This window comes from Tautonia sp. JC769, assembly GCF_040717455.1.
Lineage (GTDB): Bacteria > Planctomycetota > Planctomycetia > Isosphaerales > Isosphaeraceae > Tautonia.
This window is the reverse complement of sequence record NZ_JBFEFH010000012.1, coordinates 1-18,966: the sequence shown is the minus strand read 5'-3', so window position 1 is coordinate 18,966 and position 18,966 is coordinate 1. Positions and strand designations below refer to the sequence as shown.

Here is an 18,966-nt window from a genome sequence, read left to right as displayed (position 1 = left end):
CCACGTCTCATCGGATGTACACGAATTCGTTTGCCGCCAGGATCACCTGACAGAGCGCCGTCCACGATTCCCGCCGCAGGGCGTCCTCGTCCATCGCGTCCGCCCCCCCGTCCGATTGCCAGGCCTCGGCCAACCGGTCGATCGCCGCCAGCGCCCGGGCCGTCTCCTCGGCCGAGGGCGGCCGGGCGTAGGCCCGCTCATATAGCAAGGTGATGCGGCCCGCGTCGTCCCGATCGCCTCGGGCCAGCAGATCCGCCGCCAGGTCCGAGGCCACCCGGAGCACCAGGTCGCTGTTCATCAGGAAGAGGGCCTGCGGGGCCACCGTCGTGCTCTCCCGGTCGCCGACCGGCACGCTGGCATCGGACGAATCGAAGAGCTGGAAGACGTCGTACAGGTTGTTCCGCACGATCGGCAGGTAGAGGGAGCGGCGGTCCGTGTCGTAGTTCGTCAGGTCTTTCGACGTGTGGTTGAAGAAATACCCGCGATTCTCGACCGTCAGGAGCGAACCGCCCACCTGCCGGTCGAGCCGCCCTCCCACGGCGAGCAGGGTGTCCCGGATCGCCTCGGCCTCCAGGCGCCGGATCGGCATCCGCCAGAGCAAGGCGTTCTCGGGGTCGACGGCCGCGGCCATCGGGTCCGGGTCGCTGCTCATCTGATAGGTCTTCGATCCCATGATCCGGCGGTGCATGCTTTTGACCGACCAGCCGTCCTCGACGAACCGATGCGCCAGCCAGTCGAGCAGCGCGCCGTGCGTCGGCCCGGTGCCCAGCACGCCGAAGTTGTCGGTCGATTCCACCAATCCGTTGCCGAAGTGCCAGCGCCAGATGCGGTTGACCATCACCCGGGCGGTCAGCGGGTGGTCCTCGTCCGCGATCCACCGCGCCAGCTCCAGCCGACCGCTGCCCGATGCGCTGAACTCGGGCGACCCGAAGCGGGCCAGGGCCGTCGGCACCCGCCTCGGCACGACCTCGCCGAGCGTCAGGTGGCTCCCCCGGATATGGATCGCCAGGTCGGCGACCTCCTCGCCCTCGGTCACCCCCATCGCCGTCGGCATCTCGGGAGCTTCGTCCTGGAGCGCCTTCAAGGCGTCCTGCCGCTGCTTCAAGTCCTCCTTCGTCTCCTCCGGATAGAGGGACTCGGGTTTCTCGGGCAGCGTGAATCCCTCGCCCCCTTCGGCGATCAGGCGGGCGTTGGCCTCCTCAGTGAGCCGTCGGATCGCGGCCTCCGCCTCGGCGATTTCGGCCTCGTGCTCGGCCTTGCGGGCCAGGTCCTCGGCCGTCGGGATCTCGTGCTCGTGCCACCGGGCGACCGTCTCGAACGAGTCCATCGTCCGGGTATTCTTGAAGATGCCGGCCAGGGCGTAGTAGTCGGCGGTCGAGATCGGGTCGAACTTGTGGTCGTGGCACCGGGCGCAGCCGATCGTCAGGCCGAGGAAGGTCCGGCCGAGCGTGTCGAGCTGCTCGTCGATGATGTCCATCTCCATCTTCTGCTGGTCCGGCTCGGCCAGCACCTTCGGCCCGAGCGACAGGAAGCCGGTGGCGATCAGCTGCTTGCGGGCCTCCTCGGGCTCGTCCGGCTCCGGCAGCAGGTCCCCGGCCAGTTGCTCGACGACGAAGCGGTCGTACGGCCGATCCGCGTTGAACGCCTCGACCACGTAATCGCGATACTTCCAGGCGTTGCCGTGCGCCACGTTCTCGTCCGAGCCGTTCGAGTCGGCATAGCGGGCCACGTCCAGCCAGTGCCTCCCCCAGCGCTCGCCATAGGCCGGCGATGCCAGCAACCGCTCCACCACCCGATCGAACGCATCGGGCGCCTCGTCGGCCAGGAACGCCGCCACCTCCTCCGGGGTCGGCGGCAAGCCCGTCAGGTCGAAGGTCGCCCGACGGATCAAGGTCCGCCGATCGGCCGGCGGGGCAGGGGAGAGCCCCCTCGCCTCCAGCTCGCTCAGGATGAAGTGGTCCAGGTCCGACTCCGGCCACGAGGCGTCCGAGACCCCCGGCACCTCCGGGTCGCTCATCGGCTGGAACGACCAGAGGTCGATCGCCTCCGGGTCGTCCCACCCTTTGGCCTTCGATGCCTCACTCGGCATCGCGCCATCGCCGACCCTCGGGTCCGGCGCACCCATCTCGACCCATTCAACCAACCGCTCGATCTGCTGATCCGACAGCTTTCCTTCGGGGGGCATCTTCAGCAGCACGTCCTCGTAACGCACCGCCTCAATCAACAGGCTGTTCTCCGGATCTCCCGGCACGACCGACGGCCCGAGGTCGCCGCCGACCTCCCACCCGAGCTTGCTGTCGAGCACCAACCCCCCCCGGATCCTCGGGGAGTCCTCCGAGTGGCACGAGTAGCAATGCTCGACCAGGATCGGGCGCACGTGCGTCTCGAAGAACGCCACCCCCTCCGGCGATGCCTGCGGCTCATCCGCCCCGGCGGCCGCGTGCGAGAGCATCGCCGTCATGATCCCCACAGCCCCGATCACCCCGGATCGGAACCCCCGCCGCTGGGCAACTCGATTCCCGATCATGTCGGCATCGTCCTCCGCGATCGCGTCGCGCCCCCGCGCCGTCCCCCCCCTCCTCGGAGAGGGGAATTGACACCCGGGGACCCTTTCAGATTCTCCAACATGCGTTGGATATCGAATGCCCCATTGTACCCGAAACCCGGGCCCCGCGAGCCCCCTTTCCGGTTGCAGCTCAGATCTTCCGTCGAGCGACGGCTCCCGTTCGCCTTTACGAGTCCTGCGACTCGCGGAGCAACGCCTCCCGAAGCTCGACCGCCTCGAATCGGTTGATTTCGAGCAGCGTGATGGTGACTCGGCCGGTGTGCGTGCGGCCAACCAGCGTGGCCCCGTCCCAGACGAAATGACGGCTCCAGCGATCCTTCCGTGGATGAAAGAGCCGTACTGCTCGACCCGTCTGCGGGTTGATCCCTGAGATGTTCGGCCCCTTGTAGCTATTGCAAAAGAAGCAGGCGAGCGCGAGGTTTTCCGGCTCGGTCCGACCGCCATGCTGGCGGGCAATGATGTGGTCAACGGCGTGGGGCAGGGGGGAATGAGCCTGGGGGAGCTGGCAGTATTCGCAGAGGGAACCGGCCCGCTGCCAGACCAGGCGCTCAAGCGCGGTGTTCATGCGGAGCATCCCCGCCGGCGCGTTTCAGCGACAGCCGGGCCCTCGACCAGAGAATCCCGAGCCAGTATCCGACCCGGCGGTAATTCTCGATTTCACGTTGCTCCTCCTCCGTCAGCGACCCGCCCTGGGCCTTGAGCGAGAGTTCCCGCATCCGTGCCTGGTCCTCCGGCCCGAGCTGGAGGCTGAGGATTTCTCGGGAGAGTTCCGGGGAGAAATCCGCCCGATCACGCTTCATCAGGCGGCCGACGATGGCGGCCTCGCTCGTGGAGAGGGATGTTTGATTCATGGCCTCATGTCCTGCAGATCGATTTGCCCCCGATCGCTCCATTGTGCCAGCGCTCGTCAAGGCTTTCCCCGGGCTGCCCGGGATTCCAGGGTCAAGCTCCCCGTCAGGCAACCCGATCTTCTACGAGTTTCGCCGTTGACATCTCCTGCAAAACCCGTAGGATGCCGCCTGTCCGATCCGACGCCCTGTCAGGAACGCACCGCGAGGGTCATCGCCCGATGGCACGCCCGAGACACGAGCAGCCGACCCCGGCCGAGCTGGAACTGCTGAAGATCCTCTGGCAGCGGGACGGCCCGTCCTCCGTCCGGGACGTCCTTGAGGAGGTCAACCGCGTCGCCGACCCCCCCCGGGCGTACACGACGGTCATGAGCCTCCTGAACGTGATGACCGACAAGGGCCTCCTGCGCCGATCGCCGCGCGGCCGGGCCTTCCTCTACGAGCCGGCCGCCCCCCGCGCCCAGACGCTCGGGGCCCTGCTCGACGAGACCCTGAGGCGCGTCTTCGACGGCTCGGCCAGCCTGCTCGTCGCCCACCTGCTCGACCAGTCCTCCCCCACCCAGGACGAGCTGGACGCGATCCGGACCCTGATCGAGTCCCACCAGGCCCGCCAGGCCGACACCGATTCCGACGCCGACACCCCCGATCAACCCCCATCGCCCCGCGGAGCCTCGCCATGCCGCTCGACGGACTCGGAACGCTCGGCGGACTGACGGGACGGCTCGTCACCCTGGGGCTTCTTCATGCGATCTGGATCGGCCTGGCGACCGCCGCCGTCGCGGCCTTCGCCCTGCGCGTCCTCCCGGGTCGTCGCCGAGGGGCCTGTTACGCCGTCCTCCTGACGCTGCTCGCGCTGACCGCCCTCGGACCTCCGATCGCCACCGCCCTGCAACGCTCCCGCGTGGAATCCCGATCGACACGCGCCGCGACGATTGTGGAACGCTCTATCGTCGTGCTGCCGGGTCGTGTCCTTCCCCCGCCGGCCGACGCCCCCGCCAATCCCGCTCCGGCCCCCCCGAGCACGACCGATCCACCACGCCCGCGCTCCCGAATCGGCCTCCTGGTCGATCGCCTGGCGAGCCTCACGGAAACCCTCCAGCCCGTCATCCTGGCCGCCTGGTCCCTGATCGCCCTACCTCTCCTCTGCATGGTGGCAATGGGACTGATCGCGAGCGTCTCCCGGCGTCGGGCGGCCGAACCCGCCCCCGAGCCGATCCAGCACCGCGCCGACCACCTGGCCCGGCGGCTCGGGCTGCGCCGGGGGCCCCGGGTGCTCGTCCACCCGACCCTGACCGAGCCGTGCCTCTGCGGCCTGGCCCGGCCGGTCGTCCTCCTGCCGGGGCGATGGCTGGAGGGGGCCGACCCCCCTCGGATCGACGCCGTCCTCGCCCACGAGCTGGCCCACCATCGGCGCCTCGACCTGCCGGTGAACCTGGCGCAGCGCCTGGTCGAGTCCCTCCTGTTCTTCCACCCGGCCGTCCTCTGGCTCTCCCGGAGCCTCCGGGCCCAGCGCGAACGCTGCGCCGACGCGATGGCCGTTGCCCTGACCGGCGACCCGGTTGCGCTGGCCGAGGCCCTCGAATCGGTCGCCCGCCTCCGCCTCTCCGCCCGCCGGTCGTTCCCCCTCGCCGAACCCCTCGGCGGTGATGACCTGTCCCTTCTTTCCCGAGTCCAGGAGCTCCTCGGCATGACGCCACCTCGCCCCCCGATCCGTCGCTGGTCCCTTGTTGCCCTCCCCGCCTCGGCGCTCGTCGCCTGGCTCTCGGCCTCGATCGGCCTGGCCCAGGATCCGGCCCCTCCCCGGCCCGAGCCCACCGCCACCCAGGCCGCGATCGCGCCCGAGACTCCCACGCCTTCCTCGCCCGGCACCGGCCTCCCCACGGCGACCGCCGTCGGCGGGATCCTCGAACTCGGGCCCACGGAGGCCGAGCCCGGCCGCACGATCCGGTTCGCTCCCAAGTCCGACGAGGCCAGCGGTCCTTTAGAGCTCAGCGGCGTCATCTACTCCGGCCCCGTCGACCCGACCCCACTGGTCTCGTACGAGGTCCGGTTCCTCTCCACCGAGGCCGGCCCCTGGCGCGATCGCCTCAAAACACCCCTCCGGCCCCTCGACGAGCCTCATGGCGACTCCGCCTGGCTCCTCAAGGAAAAGGACCTCGTCGACCTTCTCGCCGTCGTCCAGGACAATCTCTCGACGAACCTGGTCCAGGCCCCCAAGGTCACGACCGGCGAAGGGAGCACGGCCAACATCTTCGACGTGGGGAAACGCCACTATGTTGGCGACGTCACGCCCGTCATCGGCGAGGATTCGGTGACCTTCGATCCGATCCACAAAAGCCTGGATGAGGGCGTCTCGATCGGGATCGTGGGGACCTTCGGAGAGGGCGAGACGACCATCGACCTCGACGCCCGATACCAGTCCATCGTTTCCTTTCACACCTTCCATCGGGAGTTCGACACCCCCTTCGGCAAGAAGAAGGCCCTCGTCCAGGTGCCGACGACCACCGACCAACGCCTCGACCTTTCGGCCACGATCCCCGACGGCTCGACTCTAATGGTCAAGCTCGGCGTCATCGAGCAGCCCGCGAAGCTCCCCGGCGTCACCGAGTTCGCCATCGCCCTCTTCGGCGACGTCACCGGCACCCCCTTGAAGGCCCGCGGCACCCCGGTCGAATCCTTCGCCCTGATCACCCCCCACCGGATCATCCTCCGGGAGGAGGAACGCCTCGGCATCCCCCCGGTCAAGCTCCCTGCCTCCGCCCCCTGACGACCACCGATCGCCCCTCCGCCTGCTCCTTTCCCCTCCGCCCGGGGCGGGAGCAGGCCGCCGGACCATCCCGCCCGGGGCATCCGCCAAGGACCGGGAGCCGATCAGCCCGAGAGCCTGCCCTGGGGCATGTCATCCGGGGGCGCATCCCCGATCCGGGGCACGCCCCATCCCTCCGGCACATCCCGGCCCTACCGCCCCCACCCATCCCGGTCCCTCGTTGAGCCTCGCCGGCCTGGCCCGTAGACTACGGCGGTTTGACACCTGTTGGAGAACCCGGCCGCCCCTCCCCGGCCCCCCCTGGATCCCGCCGACCGAGGACCTTCCCATGCCCCGCCCCTCATCGATCCCCCCCGGCCTCGTCGACCGCCGCCGCTTCCTCGGCGCCTCCGGCCTGGCGTTGGCGGCCGCGCTCGCCGGCTCCGGCCCCCGGGCCTGGGCGAGTTCCCGGGCAAAGGGGAGCGACTTCCGGGTCGAGAAGGTCGACCGCACCACCGTCCGCCTCCCCTTCCGCGAGACCCCCGGCCGCGCCCTGGCCCGCGAGATCCCCCACTGGGACCACTTCGAGATCGTCGAGGTCACGCTCGGCTCCGGCCACGTCGGCTTCGGCGAGTCGATGCTCTATTACTCCTGGGGCGTCACCGACGACGAGGACATCGCCCGGGTTTTGGGGAAGAATGCCGCCTCGCTCATGTGGGACGACTCCCTCGGTTCCGGCCTGCAGCAGGCCCTCTTCGACGCCGTCGCCCGGGGGCTCGACGTCCCCCTGCACCGCCTGCTCGGCGAGCAGACCCACGACACCACCCCCGTCGCCTGGTGGAACATCGACATCCCCCCGAGCGACTGGGTCAGCGAGTGCCGGGAGGCGTACGCCCAGGGCTACCGGGCGATGAAGACCAAGGGGCGCCCCTGGTTCGACATCTGGGCCTGCGCCGACGCGGTCCGGGACGCGATCCCCGAGGACTTCACGATCGGCGTCGACTTCAACGACACCCTGCTCACCGCGGAACAAGGGCTCCCGATCCTCAAGGACCTGGAGCAGACCCCCCAGATCGGCTACTTCGAGACCCCCATCCCCCAGTCCGACGTCGCGGGGAACGTCCGGATCCGCGACGCGGTCGAGACGCCGATCGCCCTGCACTACGGCACCCCCCGGCCCGCCGTCGTCATCAAGGAAGGGGTCTGCGACGGCTTCGTCGTCGGCGGCGGGGCCAGCCGGCTGGTCGACACCAACGCCGTGGCCGCCGCGGCCGACATGCCCTTCTGGCTCCAGCTCGTCGGCTCCGACATCACCGCCGCCTGGTCCCTTCACTGCGGCGCCGTGCTCAGCCACGCCACCTGGCCGGCGGTCAACTGCCACCAGCTCTTCGCCTCTCGCTTGCTGACCGCGCCGATCCTCCTGACCGAGGGGTACGCCCCCATCCCGACCGGCCCCGGCCTCGGCTTCGAGCTCGACCGCGACGCCCTGGACCGCTTCCGGGTCGAGAAGCCCGCCGAGCGTCCCGACCCCCCCCGACTGATCGAGACCACCTGGCCCGACGGCCGACGCCTCTACACCGCCAACACCGGCCGGGTGAACTTCATGCTCACCGCCGCCAACACGGGGCAGATCCCCTACTTCGAGCGCGGCGTCGATTCCCGGCTCGTCCCCGACGACGGCTCCGACGCCTGGCGCCGCCGCTACGACCGCGCCCGCTCCGAGGGGCCATTCCTCGAACGATGACCCCTTCCGCCTGCTCCCTCCCCATCCTCCCGGGCAGGAGCAGGCCGCTGTCCCGCCGCTGGCGATCGGCCGACCGCCCCGGAGGTGCGGGGGACACTCGCAAGCCTGAGCCAGCTCCCCTGAGCATGCTGCGTCACCCTGACGGTGCGCCCGGTTCTTCAAGCGAGGCGTCCCACGCCGGGGAAACGGGGGAGGGCCGATTTCCGGAGATGGCCTCCCGGCCGGGCTAGGATTTGCGGTCGAGCTTCGAGTAGCATCGAATTCGATGCCCGTCGTGTGCGACTCCGGAGCCTACGTATGCTCGACCTCGCCCGTGATATCCATCCGCTCACCGATTTCAAACGGAACACCTCCGAGTTCCTTCAACAGCTTCGGGAAACCGGCGGGCCGATCGTGCTGACGATCAACGGCAAGGCCGAGATCGTCGTCCAGGATGCGAAATCCTACCAGCGGCTCCTCCACCTGGCCGAGCGGCTCGAAACGATCGAGGCCGTGCGTGAGGGACTGCGATCGGCGGATCGCGGTGAAGGGCGACCGATGGAGGTTGTCTTCGATGACCTCGAGAAGGCGCTCCGCTCGCAGGGTCAGTGATGACCTTTCGGGTGATCGTCCAGCCCCGGGCCGAGCGCGAGATCCGGGAAGCGGCGTTCTGGATCCGAGAACAGGCGAAGTCGCCGACCCCGGCCCTTCGCTGGGCTCGGGGTATCCGGGCGAAGATCGAGACGCTCAAGGAGTTCCCCCATCGCTGTCCGGTCGATCCGGACTCCGCGGTTGATGGCGAGGACGTCCGGGTGCTCCTCTTCGGGGGTGTATCGGATTCTCTTCGCGATTCGCGGGGATGTCGTCCATGTGCTCACGGTCAGGCATTCGGCGAGGCAGAGTCTCCGCGACGCGCAGGATGAGATCGGCGAGGGAGAGTGACGACACACCGCTCCCTCTCAGGGTGCGATTTCCTGGGCGATTTGGCCGGTCACGGCCTTCGAACCGGTTGGGGGTGGACCACTCCGAGAAAAACACCTCAACAAACAAGGAATTCTCTGATGGCCACGCGAGCGAGCCGAAGGCAACCCCGCCTCGAAGACCTCTCGCCCGAGTCACGGGCGAAGGTCGAGGCGGCCCGAGCCCGAGCACGGACTCCCGAGGCCCGCGCCGAGGAACAGGCGATCCGCCAATCGTACGTCGATCGCCCCTCCGTCCGGGAACTGGTCGATCGCGGCGACCTGGACCCCGAGGCGATCACCGCTGGGAATGTCCGCTATGCCCTCCGCCTCGCGGTCGCGGCCTTGAAATCGGCCCGGGAGGCGAAGGGACTGAGCCTGGCCGACGTCGCCCAGCGAAGCGGCATCGACCGGGCCGCGCTCAGCCGCCTGGAGAACGAGCACAACGTCAATCCGAAGCTGGAAACGCTCGGACGCTACGCGGGGGCCCTCGGCCTGGAACTCACGATCGCGATCGACGACCCGGCCCGGTGACGCTCGCCGCGCCGTCGGCCCGGCTCAGATCAACTCCCGGATCGGCGCCCGGTCGTCGACCAGGGCGATCGGCCGGCCGCCGCGGTCGTGCAGGAAGGTGTCCGAGGCGGGGATGCCGAGGGCGTGGTAGAGCGTCGCGAAGACCTCGCGGAAGTGGACCGGCCGCTCGACCGGGCGTTCGCCGAAGCGGTCGGTCCGGCCGATCACCTGGCCGGTCCTCAGGCCTCCGCCGGCGAGCAGGCAGTTGCCGACGTGCGGCCAGTGGTCGCGGCCGGCGTCCTTGTTGATCCGGGGGGTCCGGCCGAACTCCCCCCAGACGACGATCGAGACGTCATCCAGCCGCCCGCGGGCCTCCAGGTCCTCGACCAGGGCGGTGATCCCCCGGTCGAGCATCGGCAGGGCGACCTTCGCTTTCGTGAAGTTGTCGAAATGCCAGTCCCAGTTGAAGCCGCCCCGGCTCTCCCGCTCCAACGGCCAGGGGCTGAACGCCAACGTCACGCAGCGGACGCCGGCCTCGACCAGGCGACGGGCCACGATCAGGTTCTCCAGCAATTTCGGGCCGCCGTGCTCCGGCTCTCCTCCCGAGGGCACGCCGTAGCGGGCAAGCGTGCGAGGGTCTTCTCGCGAGAGGTCGAGCGCCTCGGCCACCGTGCTGGAACTCAGCAGGTCGAACGCCTGCGTCGTGTAGGCGTCGAACGAGGCGATCGCCCGGGTCCGGTCGAGGTCCCTTCGGAAGCGGTCGAGGCTGCCGAGCAACGCCCGGCGATCGGCCAGGCGGTTCAAATCCACTCCTGAAAGATTGATGTCGTCGCTCGCCTTCTTGAACGGCTCGAACCCGGCGTGCCGGGCGCCGAGATAGCCCCCCTGGTTCAGCGAGGCCCGGGTCGTCGATTCCGTGTTCGGCGGCGCGAGGCTCAGAAAGGGCGGCACGGCCGGGTCGCTCGGCCCCCGGATCGCCGAGAGCACGGCGCCGATCGAGGGCCAGCCCCCCTCGGGGTAGCCCGGGATCTCGGGCGAGTCCCCCTGCTGCGGGTGGCTCTCCCAGCCGGTCAGGCACTGGTGCAGGTTGTGGTCGTCGCGCCCGCCGACGAGGGTCCGGATCACGGCGAATCGGTCCATCGCCGCCGCCAGCCTCGGCATCAGTTCGCTGATGAAAATGCCCGGCACGCCCGTCTCGATCGGCGAGAACTCCCCCCGGATCTCCGCCGGGGCCTCGGGCTTCAGGTCGAACATGTCCAGGTGCGGCGGCCCGCCGGGCAGGACGACCATGATGATCGCCTTCTCGGAGGATCCGCCGCCCGACGCCTGCTCGGCCCGGAGGATCTGCGGCAGCGACAGGCCCCCGAAGGCCAGGCTCCCCACTTTCAAGAACCCCCGCCGCGACACGCCGTCGCAGTATCTCCCGCCCGGTCCGCTGATCGAGAGCATCGTCTTCTCCGTCCCGGTACATGTGCGAAATCGGGAGGCGCGCGCCGATCTGAAGAGGCATTGGCGGGAGAGGTGCAACGCCCGTGTTGATCCCACCGTTGTACCGGCCCCGCGGCTCCGGGACAACTCCGGACCGGCCCCGTGTCCCCGGGCGCCCCGCTCCGCTATGGTGAGACGGTCGCCGGTGTGTCCCTCGGGCGATCTGGCCCGCCGTCGGCCACGTCCCCGATTGAATTCCTTCGATGGAGTTGATCGATGAGCCGAACCGTCCGACCCCGCTCCCGGGCAGGTCTCGCCTGGGTGCTCTGCTGCGCAGCCGTCCCCGCCATTGCCCAGGGGGCCTTTGATGAATCCCCCTCCACCTTCACCCCCGAGCTGATCGCCCGGCTCCGGGTGGTCACGCAGGCCGCCGCCTCGCCCGACGGAGGGCAGATCGCCTACGTCCTGGCCGTCCCCCGCGACCTGAAGGCCGGCAAGGACGGCCCGGCCTGGACCGAGCTGCATCTGGTCGACGGCGAGGGCCGGAGCCGGCCGTTCGTCACCGGCGAGGTGAACGTCTCTCAGGTGGCCTGGACCCCCGACGGCTCCGGGATTTCCTTCGTGGCCAAACGCGGCAACGACGAGCAGCCGAGCCTCTACGTCATCCCCGTCGACGGCGGCGAGGCCCGCCGCGTTCTCGCTCACAAGGAGGCGATCGCCTCCTATTCCTGGAGTCCCGACGGCGACCGCGTCGCCTTCCTAAGCAGCGATTCGGTCCCCGACGAGCAGAAGAAGCTCCGCGACCAGGGGTTCACGCAGCGCATCTTCGAGGAGGAGTGGCAGCCTGTCCGCGTCCTGATCGCCGAACTCGGCGACGACGCGGGCGACCCGAAGGCCCTGGAGCTGGACGGCTCGGCCTCGGAGTTGTCCTGGAGCCCCGACGGCGAGCACCTGGCCGTCGCCCTCGCGCCGACCCCCAGCGTCGACGACTCCTTCATGAAGCGGAAGGTCCACGTCATCGAGGCCGAGTCGGGCGAGGTCGTCCGGGCCCTCGACAACCCCGGCAAGCTCGGCGCCGTCCGGTGGAGCCCCGACGGGACCCGACTCGCCCTGATCTCGGCCGCCGACCTGAACGACCCGTCCCCCGGTCGCGTCCTCGTCGGGTCGATCGACGACGGGACGCTCACCGAGCTGGCCCCCGGCCACGAAGGCCAGTTCGAGGATCTCACCTGGCTCGATGAGACGACGCTGCTCGCCCTCAGCTCCGAAGGGGTGCAGACGACCCTCCGCAGGCTCTCTGTCGACGACCCCAGCCAGAGCGAGGTCGTGGTCGAAGGCCCGGTGATCCTCAACGCGATCCACCACCCGCACGGCTCCCAGGCGATCGCCCTGGTCGGCGAGACGCCGAAACACCCGGCCGAGGTCTACCGGATGGACCCGGACGCCTCCGAGCCGGAGCGCCTCACCCACCATAACACTGTGCTCGACGACCTCCGATTCGCCGAACAGGAGGTCATCACCTACACCGCCCGCGACGGCCTGGAGATTGAAGGGATCCTGATCCACCCGCTCGACCGCGAGGAAGGGGCCCGGTCGCCGCTCATCCTCTACGTCCACGGCGGCCCCGAGGCACACGACCGCAACGGCTGGCTGACCGGCTACGCCACGCCCGGCCAGCTCGCCGCGAGTCGCGGGTTCGCGGTCTTCTACCCGAACTACCGGGGGAGCACCGGCCGCGGCGTCGAGTTCTCGAAGCTCGGCCAGGCCGACGCCGCCGGCAAGGAGTTCGACGACCTGGTCGACGCCATCGACCACCTCGACGAAGTTGGCCTGATCGACCCGGAGAAGGTCGGCATCACCGGCGGGTCGTACGGCGGCTACGCCTCGGCCTGGGGGGCGACCTACTATTCCGATCGCTTCGCCGCGGCCGTGATGTTCGTCGGCATCTCCGACAAGCTCTCGAAGGCCGGGACCACCGACATCCCCGAGGAAGAATACCTTGTTCATGCCCGCAAGCGTCCCTGGGACGACTGGCAGTTCTTCCTCCAGCGCAGCCCGATCCACCACGTCACGAAGGCCCGGACCCCCATCCTCATCCTCCACGGCGAGGACGACCCCCGCGTCCACCCGGCGCAGTCGCTCGAGCTGTTCCGCTACCTGAAGCTCGTCGACCAGGCCCCGGTCCGGCTCGTCCTCTACCCGGGCGAGGGGCACGGCAACCGCCGGGCCGCCTCGCGATACGACTACAACCTGCGGATGATCCGCTGGATGGAGCACTACCTCAAGGGCGAAGGCGGCGACCCGCCCCCCCTGCGGGTCGAGTACGAGGCGCTCGGGGGCGACTCCGATTCGTGACGCGACGATCGGCCCCTTGTGGCGATTTCGTGACGCCGGGATCGGCCCCTTGTGGCGATCGCTCCCCATCCGGCGGTGCGATCGCCACACGACGCCGGGCGCCGTCGCCTCCGGACAACGCCGGCCGGGCCGACCGCTGCCGAGGGCCCGCGCATCGCCCCGAATCGGGAGATCCCCGCCCAATCCCCGCCGCGCATCCCGGATCGTGACATATCCTGCTTCCAAAGGGAGAGCGGGGCGGCGGCGGGCCTCCCCCGCCGCGCTCGCCGACCCTCGGGATCCGGACGGCCGCTTGCCCTCGATCGGGCGGCCCGCCCCTCGGGCGGCCGGCGGCCGTCGATGCGCGGATGAGTGAATCAGATGCAAGCGCCACCATGTGACCTGATCGCCCTCCCCGTCGCCCAACCGGAGCGATGGTCCTGGGGCCGCCAGGCCCCGATCGTGCCGGCGAGCCTCGCGACGGCGATCCTGGACTCGGCCACGATCGAGATGGTCGCCCCCCCGGCCGCCCGGAGGCCGGACGCGATGCCGGTCGGGGCCGACCACGGGCCGGTCGACCCCGGGATCCGGGGCCGCCGCATCGGCCCTTACCTGCTGATCGAGCCGCTCGGCGCGGGGTCTCAGGCGGTCGTCTGGCGGGCCGTGACCGACCGCCCCGGCGACGGGGTGGTCGCCCTGAAGATCCTGGCCGGCGGCCGGGGGCACGACCCCCGGCGCCTCGCCCGATTCCGCCGAGAGGCCGAGCGCGGCCGCCGGCTCGCCGGCCTGGCCACCCTGCCGGTCGTCGACTTCGGCATGGCCGACGGCGTCGCCTACATGGCCATGCCGGTCGTCGAGGGGGACCCCCTGAGCGAGGTCATCGCGCGTCGCCGAGGCGAGCTGGAGGAGAGCCCCCGGCCGCCGCACTGGCTCGACCCGCTCGCCCGGTCCGCCTACGTCCGGGCCGTCCTCACCATCATGGAGCAGGTCGCCCGGGCGTTGGCCAGGGCCCACGCGGCCTCGGTGGCCCACCGCGACATCAAGCCGGCGAACATCCTGGTCGATCGGACCCGGACCCGGGGCGGGGCCTACCTGACCGACTTCGGCCTCGGCCGCGACCTGGACGTCGCCACCCCCGAACAACTCCAGGACGGTGCCGGAACTCCCCTGTACATGGCCCCCGAGAAGCTCCGCGGCGGCCCCAGGGACGAGCGGCTCTGCGACATCTACGCCCTCGGCGTGACCCTGTTCGAGGCCGTCACGCTCTCCCGACCGTTCCAGGTGCCGGACGGCTGCCCGCTGCCGGCCCTGGCCCCCTGCCTGCTGGCCCAGCGCCCCCTGCGCCCCCGGGACGTCTGCCCGGGGCTATCGCCCTCCTTGGAGTCGATGATCGAGCGGGCAATGGCCCCCGACCCCTCGGACCGCTACCCGACGGCCGAGGCCCTGGCCAGGGATCTCCATCGCCTGCTGATTTCGGGATGAGGCGTCCGGCCCGATCGCCCCCGCGACGTGACCGGTCGGGCCCAGGCCGGCCCGGACCCGCGGGGGAGCACCACGATTGCCCCGGGCCGATTTCCCGGTACGATGGCGGTCGATCGCCCGATGGTCCCCGAGCCGGTGAAGAGGCCGAGGGCGCGGGGGTGCCTCGCTCCCTCCCGATCGCACCAGGAGTCCGCGCCGATGGAGTCGTTCCTGCCTCTCGATGTCCTGTCTCGCTGGGTTCATGTGGGGACTGCGATCGTGGTCCTGGGGGGCAGCGTCTTCCTCCGATTCGTCCTGATGCCCGCCGCCTCGGCCGCCCTGAGCGAGGCCGATCACGAGGCCCTTCGGCTTCGCTTGATGGCCACCTGGCGCCGGGTCGTGACCATCGGCATCGCCCTGTTCCTGCTCAGCGGCTTCTACAACTACCTCGCGGTGGCGATCCCGAGGCACCGGGGCGACGGTCTCTATCACGCCCTGATGGGCACGAAGATGCTCCTGGCCTTCGTCGTCTTCTTCCTCGCCTCGGCCCTCGTCGGCCGGTCGGAGGGGCTGGCGGGCATCCGCCGCAAGTCCCGGCAATGGCTGGCGATCACCGTCCTCCTCGGGTTCCTCATCGTCTGCATCTCCGGCTTCCTCAAGGTCGCCCGCCCCGGCGCGATCGCGGAGGAAAGCCCCGCCTCCACCGACCTCGCCCCGCAGGAAGGTTGACCGGGGCCCGGCAGGCTCGAATCAGGCCACCGTCTGGTCGTCCTCGGGGAGCTCGGTGTCCTTCGTCTCCGGGGCGATCGCCAGGAGGGCGATGCCGACGAGGAAGACGAGGCTGACGACGGCGACGGCGGGTCGGACGCCGATGGTCGCGCCCAGGCCGCCGCGGACGAGGAGCATGACGGCCCCGAGGATGCGGCCGACGTTGAAGCAGAAGCTCGACCCGGTGGCCCGCAGGTGGGTCGGAAACAGCTCGGGGAAGTAGATCGCGTAGCCGGCGTGCATCCCGACGACGAAGGCGGCCATTAGGGTGAGCAGGATCACGGTGCTCAGCAGGGTCGAGGCGGTCAGGAAGGTCAACGGGACCAGGACCAGGGCCCCGACGTGGTAGAGCAGGAACGTCTTGCGGCGGCCGATCGTCGAGGCGAGCGGGGCGAACGCGAGCAGGCCGGCGGCGCTGCCGGTCAGGGTGATGAGGGAGTAGACCTGGCTGGCGCGGGCCTGCTTCTCGGCGTCGGAGAGGGAGTCGCCGAGCACGTCCTTGACCAGCTCGGGGGCGAAGGCGAAGACCCCCCAGTAGGTCCCGAGCCCGACGGCGGCCAGGCCCATGCCGATCAGGGCCCTCGGCCGCCAGCGGCGGTCGCCGAGCAACTGGCCGAGCGACCCGGCCGATCGCCTCGGGGCGGTTGGTACGGGATGGCCGCTCGGCGTCGGGACGGCCCCAGAATCCTGCGTCGCTCGCCGCCAGCGCTCCGGCTCGCGGAGGCTGAGGCGGATCCAGAGGACCAGGAGGGCCGGGAGCAATCCGATCAAAAAGGCCCAGCGCCACTGATCCGGCTCGGAGAAGATCCAGCCGGTCGCCGAGGCCAGGACCAGGCCGATCACGCTGGAGGCGTGGAAGGCGCCGCCGGCCCAGGCCCGCCATCGGGTCGGGACCGACTCGGCCACCAGGGAGGCCGCGACGGCCCACTCGCCCCCGACGCCGATCGCCACGAGGAATCGGAGCGTGTGCAACTGCCAGACCTCGGTGACGAAGTAGGTCAGGGCCGAGAAGACCGAGTAGACGAGGATCGTCAGCCCCATCGTCCGGACCCGGCCGACCCGGTCGGCGAGCATCCCGAAGCCGAGCCCGCCGGCCGCCCCGCCGATCAGGAAGAGGGCCAACGCCACGTTGCTGTGCCAGTCGATGCGGCCTCGGAGCGCGTCGGTCAGCTCCGCCCCCGGGGCACCGCCGAGCAGCTCGCGGAGCATCGGCCCCTTGAAGACGGCGAAGAGCTGCCCCTCGTACACGTCGAAGACCCAGCCGGCCGAGGCGATCGTGAAGACCAGCCAGGCCGACGTGCCGAGGCTGCGTGAGGATCGGTCGGGATCAGGCTCGGGCTCGGTTTCGGGTCGTGACATCGTGGCGTCCGGGAGCAACAAGGAGGAAAAGGGTGCCGGGTTCGAGGGACAATCGCCCACATGATCGGCCATCAATGGCCCCGTGTCGACCGACCACTCAGGGCAGGAGCGGCCCGGCCCGCCGACGCCCCCAGAGCGGCGCCGGGCGGAAGCCTTCGGCGAAGCGGACGCCGACCTGGAACCCCCGGAACCTCGCCTGCGTCTCGGCCAGGTCGGCCAGGGCGTGGATGCCGCCGTCGGATCGGCCCGTCTGGCTGGCGTGGCAGGCGAGCATCCGGCGCTTCAGGTCGAAGTGGTCGGAGATGTCCACATAGAGGGACGGCTCGAACCCCGACCCGGCGATCGTGTCCATGAAGACCAGGGCGGGGGGCCGGTCGAGGCTCGGCTGGTCCCCCAGATGCCCCCCCGAGGCCGCGAACCAGGAGGCGGCCGCGGTCAGCTCGCCCACCCGGATATGGTCGATGTGATAATCCTCCGGCGCGTGGGTCAGGATGAGATCCGGCCGGGCCTTGCGGATGACCGAGACGAACCGATCGCGGGCCTCGGGCGTGTCGAAGACCCCGGCATCCCGGAAGTCGAGGAAGTCGATCGGGGCGCCGAGCAGGCTCGCGGCGTCCTCGGCCTCGGCTCTGCGGCGATCGGCCAGCGCCGGGTCGGAGCCGGCCGGGCCGCCGCGGTCCCCCCGGCAGGCGACGGCCAGGTGGACCGACGAGCCGAGTTCGAGGAAGCGGGCGAGCGTGCCGGCGCAGAGGATCTCGATGTCGTCCGGGTGGGCGGCGATCGCCAGGACGCGCCGGGGCAAGGACAGGGGGTATGGATACGTGCTCATTGGAGTCGGACCTCGACCGGCCGGGCGACCTCGTCGGTGATGACGATTTCGGCATCCGCGTGGAGCCTCAGGAGCGAGGCCGGGCAGCTCGCCGAGAGGGGCCCGTGGACGGCGAGGCGGACGACCCCCGGCTGCCACGGGCGGTTGGCGTAGATCCGGACGCGGCGGGCACCGAGGATCTCGTGCATGCCCAGGGTCACCGCCCGGGTCGGGATCAAAGGGAGGGCGCAGCTCAGGTTGACCGCCATGTGGGCCCGGGAGGCGGGGGCCACGTCGAGCACCCGGGTGCCTCGGCGGGCGAAGTCGTCGACGGGGGTGTCCGGCTCCGGCTCGTTGAACGCGAGGTGCCCATTGAGGCCGATGCCGCCGAAGCAGGCATCGACGCCGCCGAGTCCCTGGATGCGCTGGGCGGTCTCATCGGGCGACCGCGGGTCGGGGCAGAGGCGGCGATCGGTCCTCGGGGCCCTGTCGGGGGGCAGCTTGGCGTAGAACTCGCGGTCGAGGAACCCGCGGAAGCTGAGGGGGTGGCCGGGGTCGATGAGGGAATCGGAGTCATCGAGGAATTCGTCCATCTGGATGATCGTGGTGCCGGAGAGGTCGAGCCCCTCGTCGGCGACGAGGCGTGCCAGGTGCCGGTACTGGCCGACCGGGCCGACGGGGACGATCAGGCAGGTGGGCCGCCCCTGGCGGGCGTTCTCGAGCACCTCGGCGGCCATGGCGCGGGCCATGTCGATCATCAAGGAATCGGCATCCCCGGCGATGCGGACCCGCACGGGAGATCCCCGGCCGAGGGCGTCGCGAGGAGTGTCCATCACGTCCCAGAGGTTCATGGCGCGGGCCTTTTCGGGGGTCGGTCAGGGGTGATCGCGATCGGCTCGATCCCGAGGGGCGTCGGGCCGACCCGGCGTCACGAGTGTTCCGGACCCGTCCGCGAACTTCAAGGAGGTGGGGGAGATCTCCGGGAGGACATCGGGGCGGACGATCTCCCGGGACTGGCCGCCGAAGGGGCCAGAGCGAGGGTGTCGGATCGGGAAATCGGGTCAGGTGTCAGGGCTGCCGGGGGATGTTCTGCGGAGGTCGAGGGGCCTCGGCGGCGGAACCAGGGCCGTCGGGCGGGGGTGTGTCACCCGGGAATCGGGGTCCGGTGCGCGAACCGCCGGGGGAGAGGTCGGCCGAGGGGTCGCGTCGCAAGCTGTTGCGATGATGGGGATTGGGCGAATCGGTGCGAGGGTCTGGGGAGGAGTTTGGCGGTTCGTTTCGGGAGTTCGGCGGCGGGGAGGGTTGGGGGCGTTGTGGGTCGCTGGCGGGAGCCGGGGGTTCGGCGGGGGTCGGAGAGACGTTCGGGAGGCCGGCGCCGGTGCTGGGGGTGTCGGCGAAGCGTTTGCGGGAGGCGTGGGGGTGGGCCTGGTGCCACTGGCGGTCCTGGTCCTTC

15 protein-coding genes are annotated in these 18,966 nt (G+C 70.4%); 8 read left to right on the top strand and 7 right to left on the bottom strand.

Features of this window, described 5'->3' with window-relative positions:
* Positions 1 to 7: 7 nt before the first annotated feature.
* From AB1L88_RS13575 to AB1L88_RS13565, 3 genes are all read right to left on the bottom strand, one after another.
* On the bottom strand, positions 8 to 2,527 hold the full coding sequence (locus tag AB1L88_RS13575; protein ID WP_367097208.1) for a PSD1 and planctomycete cytochrome C domain-containing protein: 2,520 nt from the start codon (positions 2,525 to 2,527) through the stop codon (positions 8 to 10).
* A 205-nt stretch (positions 2,528 to 2,732) separates the two neighbouring features.
* Positions 2,733 to 3,131 carry an HNH endonuclease signature motif containing protein gene (locus AB1L88_RS13570; protein ID WP_367097207.1) on the bottom strand — a complete coding sequence of 133 codons (399 nt, stop codon included), beginning with the start codon at positions 3,129 to 3,131 and terminating at the stop codon, positions 2,733 to 2,735.
* Positions 3,115 to 3,417: a hypothetical protein gene (locus AB1L88_RS13565; RefSeq protein WP_367097206.1), complete on the bottom strand. Its 303-nt coding sequence runs from the start codon at positions 3,415 to 3,417 to the stop codon at positions 3,115 to 3,117. Before AB1L88_RS13565 ends, AB1L88_RS13570 begins: the two co-directional genes overlap by 17 nt.
* 218 nt (positions 3,418 to 3,635) lie before the next feature.
* Here AB1L88_RS13565 and AB1L88_RS13560 point away from each other — a divergent pair, with 218 nt between their 5' ends.
* From AB1L88_RS13560 to AB1L88_RS13540, 5 genes are all read left to right on the top strand, one after another.
* Positions 3,636 to 4,127, top strand: a complete 492-nt coding sequence (locus tag AB1L88_RS13560) for a BlaI/MecI/CopY family transcriptional regulator (protein WP_367097205.1) — start codon at positions 3,636 to 3,638, stop codon at positions 4,125 to 4,127.
* Positions 4,091 to 6,181: a M56 family metallopeptidase gene (locus AB1L88_RS13555; RefSeq protein WP_367097204.1), complete on the top strand. Its 2,091-nt coding sequence runs from the start codon at positions 4,091 to 4,093 to the stop codon at positions 6,179 to 6,181. Before AB1L88_RS13560 ends, AB1L88_RS13555 begins: the two co-directional genes overlap by 37 nt.
* Before the next feature lie 328 nt (positions 6,182 to 6,509).
* A complete protein-coding gene (locus tag AB1L88_RS13550; RefSeq protein ID WP_367097203.1) occupies positions 6,510 to 7,904 on the top strand; it encodes a mandelate racemase/muconate lactonizing enzyme family protein in 1,395 nt (464 codons plus the stop codon).
* A gap of 297 nt (positions 7,905 to 8,201) precedes the next feature.
* Positions 8,202 to 8,495, top strand: coding sequence for a type II toxin-antitoxin system Phd/YefM family antitoxin (locus tag AB1L88_RS13545; RefSeq protein ID WP_367097202.1), 294 nt, complete (start codon positions 8,202 to 8,204; stop codon positions 8,493 to 8,495).
* 449 nt (positions 8,496 to 8,944) lie between these two features.
* Positions 8,945 to 9,376 (top strand): helix-turn-helix transcriptional regulator, encoded by a 432-nt coding sequence (locus AB1L88_RS13540; RefSeq protein WP_367097201.1) that lies wholly within the window; start codon positions 8,945 to 8,947, stop codon positions 9,374 to 9,376.
* Between the two features lie 24 nt (positions 9,377 to 9,400).
* Here AB1L88_RS13540 and AB1L88_RS13535 read toward each other — a convergent pair whose 3' ends face one another.
* On the bottom strand, positions 9,401 to 10,804 hold the full coding sequence (locus AB1L88_RS13535; RefSeq protein WP_367097200.1) for a DUF1501 domain-containing protein: 1,404 nt from the start codon (positions 10,802 to 10,804) through the stop codon (positions 9,401 to 9,403).
* A gap of 255 nt (positions 10,805 to 11,059) precedes the next feature.
* Between AB1L88_RS13535 and AB1L88_RS13530 the strand changes: the two genes are divergently transcribed.
* The 3 genes from AB1L88_RS13530 to AB1L88_RS13520 all read left to right on the top strand — a co-directional run bounded on the left by AB1L88_RS13530 (position 11,060) and on the right by AB1L88_RS13520 (position 15,307).
* A complete protein-coding gene (locus tag AB1L88_RS13530) occupies positions 11,060 to 13,138 on the top strand; it encodes a S9 family peptidase (protein ID WP_367097199.1) in 2,079 nt (692 codons plus the stop codon).
* 360 nt (positions 13,139 to 13,498) lie between these two features.
* Positions 13,499 to 14,599, top strand: a complete 1,101-nt coding sequence (locus AB1L88_RS13525) for a serine/threonine-protein kinase (protein ID WP_367097198.1) — start codon at positions 13,499 to 13,501, stop codon at positions 14,597 to 14,599.
* A 198-nt stretch (positions 14,600 to 14,797) separates the two neighbouring features.
* A complete protein-coding gene (locus AB1L88_RS13520; protein WP_367097197.1) occupies positions 14,798 to 15,307 on the top strand; it encodes a hypothetical protein in 510 nt (169 codons plus the stop codon).
* A gap of 21 nt (positions 15,308 to 15,328) precedes the next feature.
* Here AB1L88_RS13520 and AB1L88_RS13515 read toward each other — a convergent pair whose 3' ends face one another.
* From AB1L88_RS13515 to AB1L88_RS13505, 3 genes are all read right to left on the bottom strand, one after another.
* Entirely contained in the window at positions 15,329 to 16,705 is a 1,377-nt protein-coding gene (locus tag AB1L88_RS13515; RefSeq protein WP_367097196.1) for an MFS transporter, read from the bottom strand.
* Positions 16,706 to 16,802: 97 nt separating this feature from the next.
* On the bottom strand, positions 16,803 to 17,534 hold the full coding sequence (locus tag AB1L88_RS13510) for a PIG-L family deacetylase (RefSeq protein WP_367097195.1): 732 nt from the start codon (positions 17,532 to 17,534) through the stop codon (positions 16,803 to 16,805).
* Positions 17,531 to 18,364, bottom strand: a complete 834-nt coding sequence (locus tag AB1L88_RS13505; protein ID WP_367097194.1) for a glucosamine-6-phosphate isomerase — start codon at positions 18,362 to 18,364, stop codon at positions 17,531 to 17,533. The genes AB1L88_RS13510 and AB1L88_RS13505 overlap by 4 nt, the downstream gene beginning before the upstream one ends.
* Positions 18,365 to 18,966 lie beyond the last annotated feature (602 nt).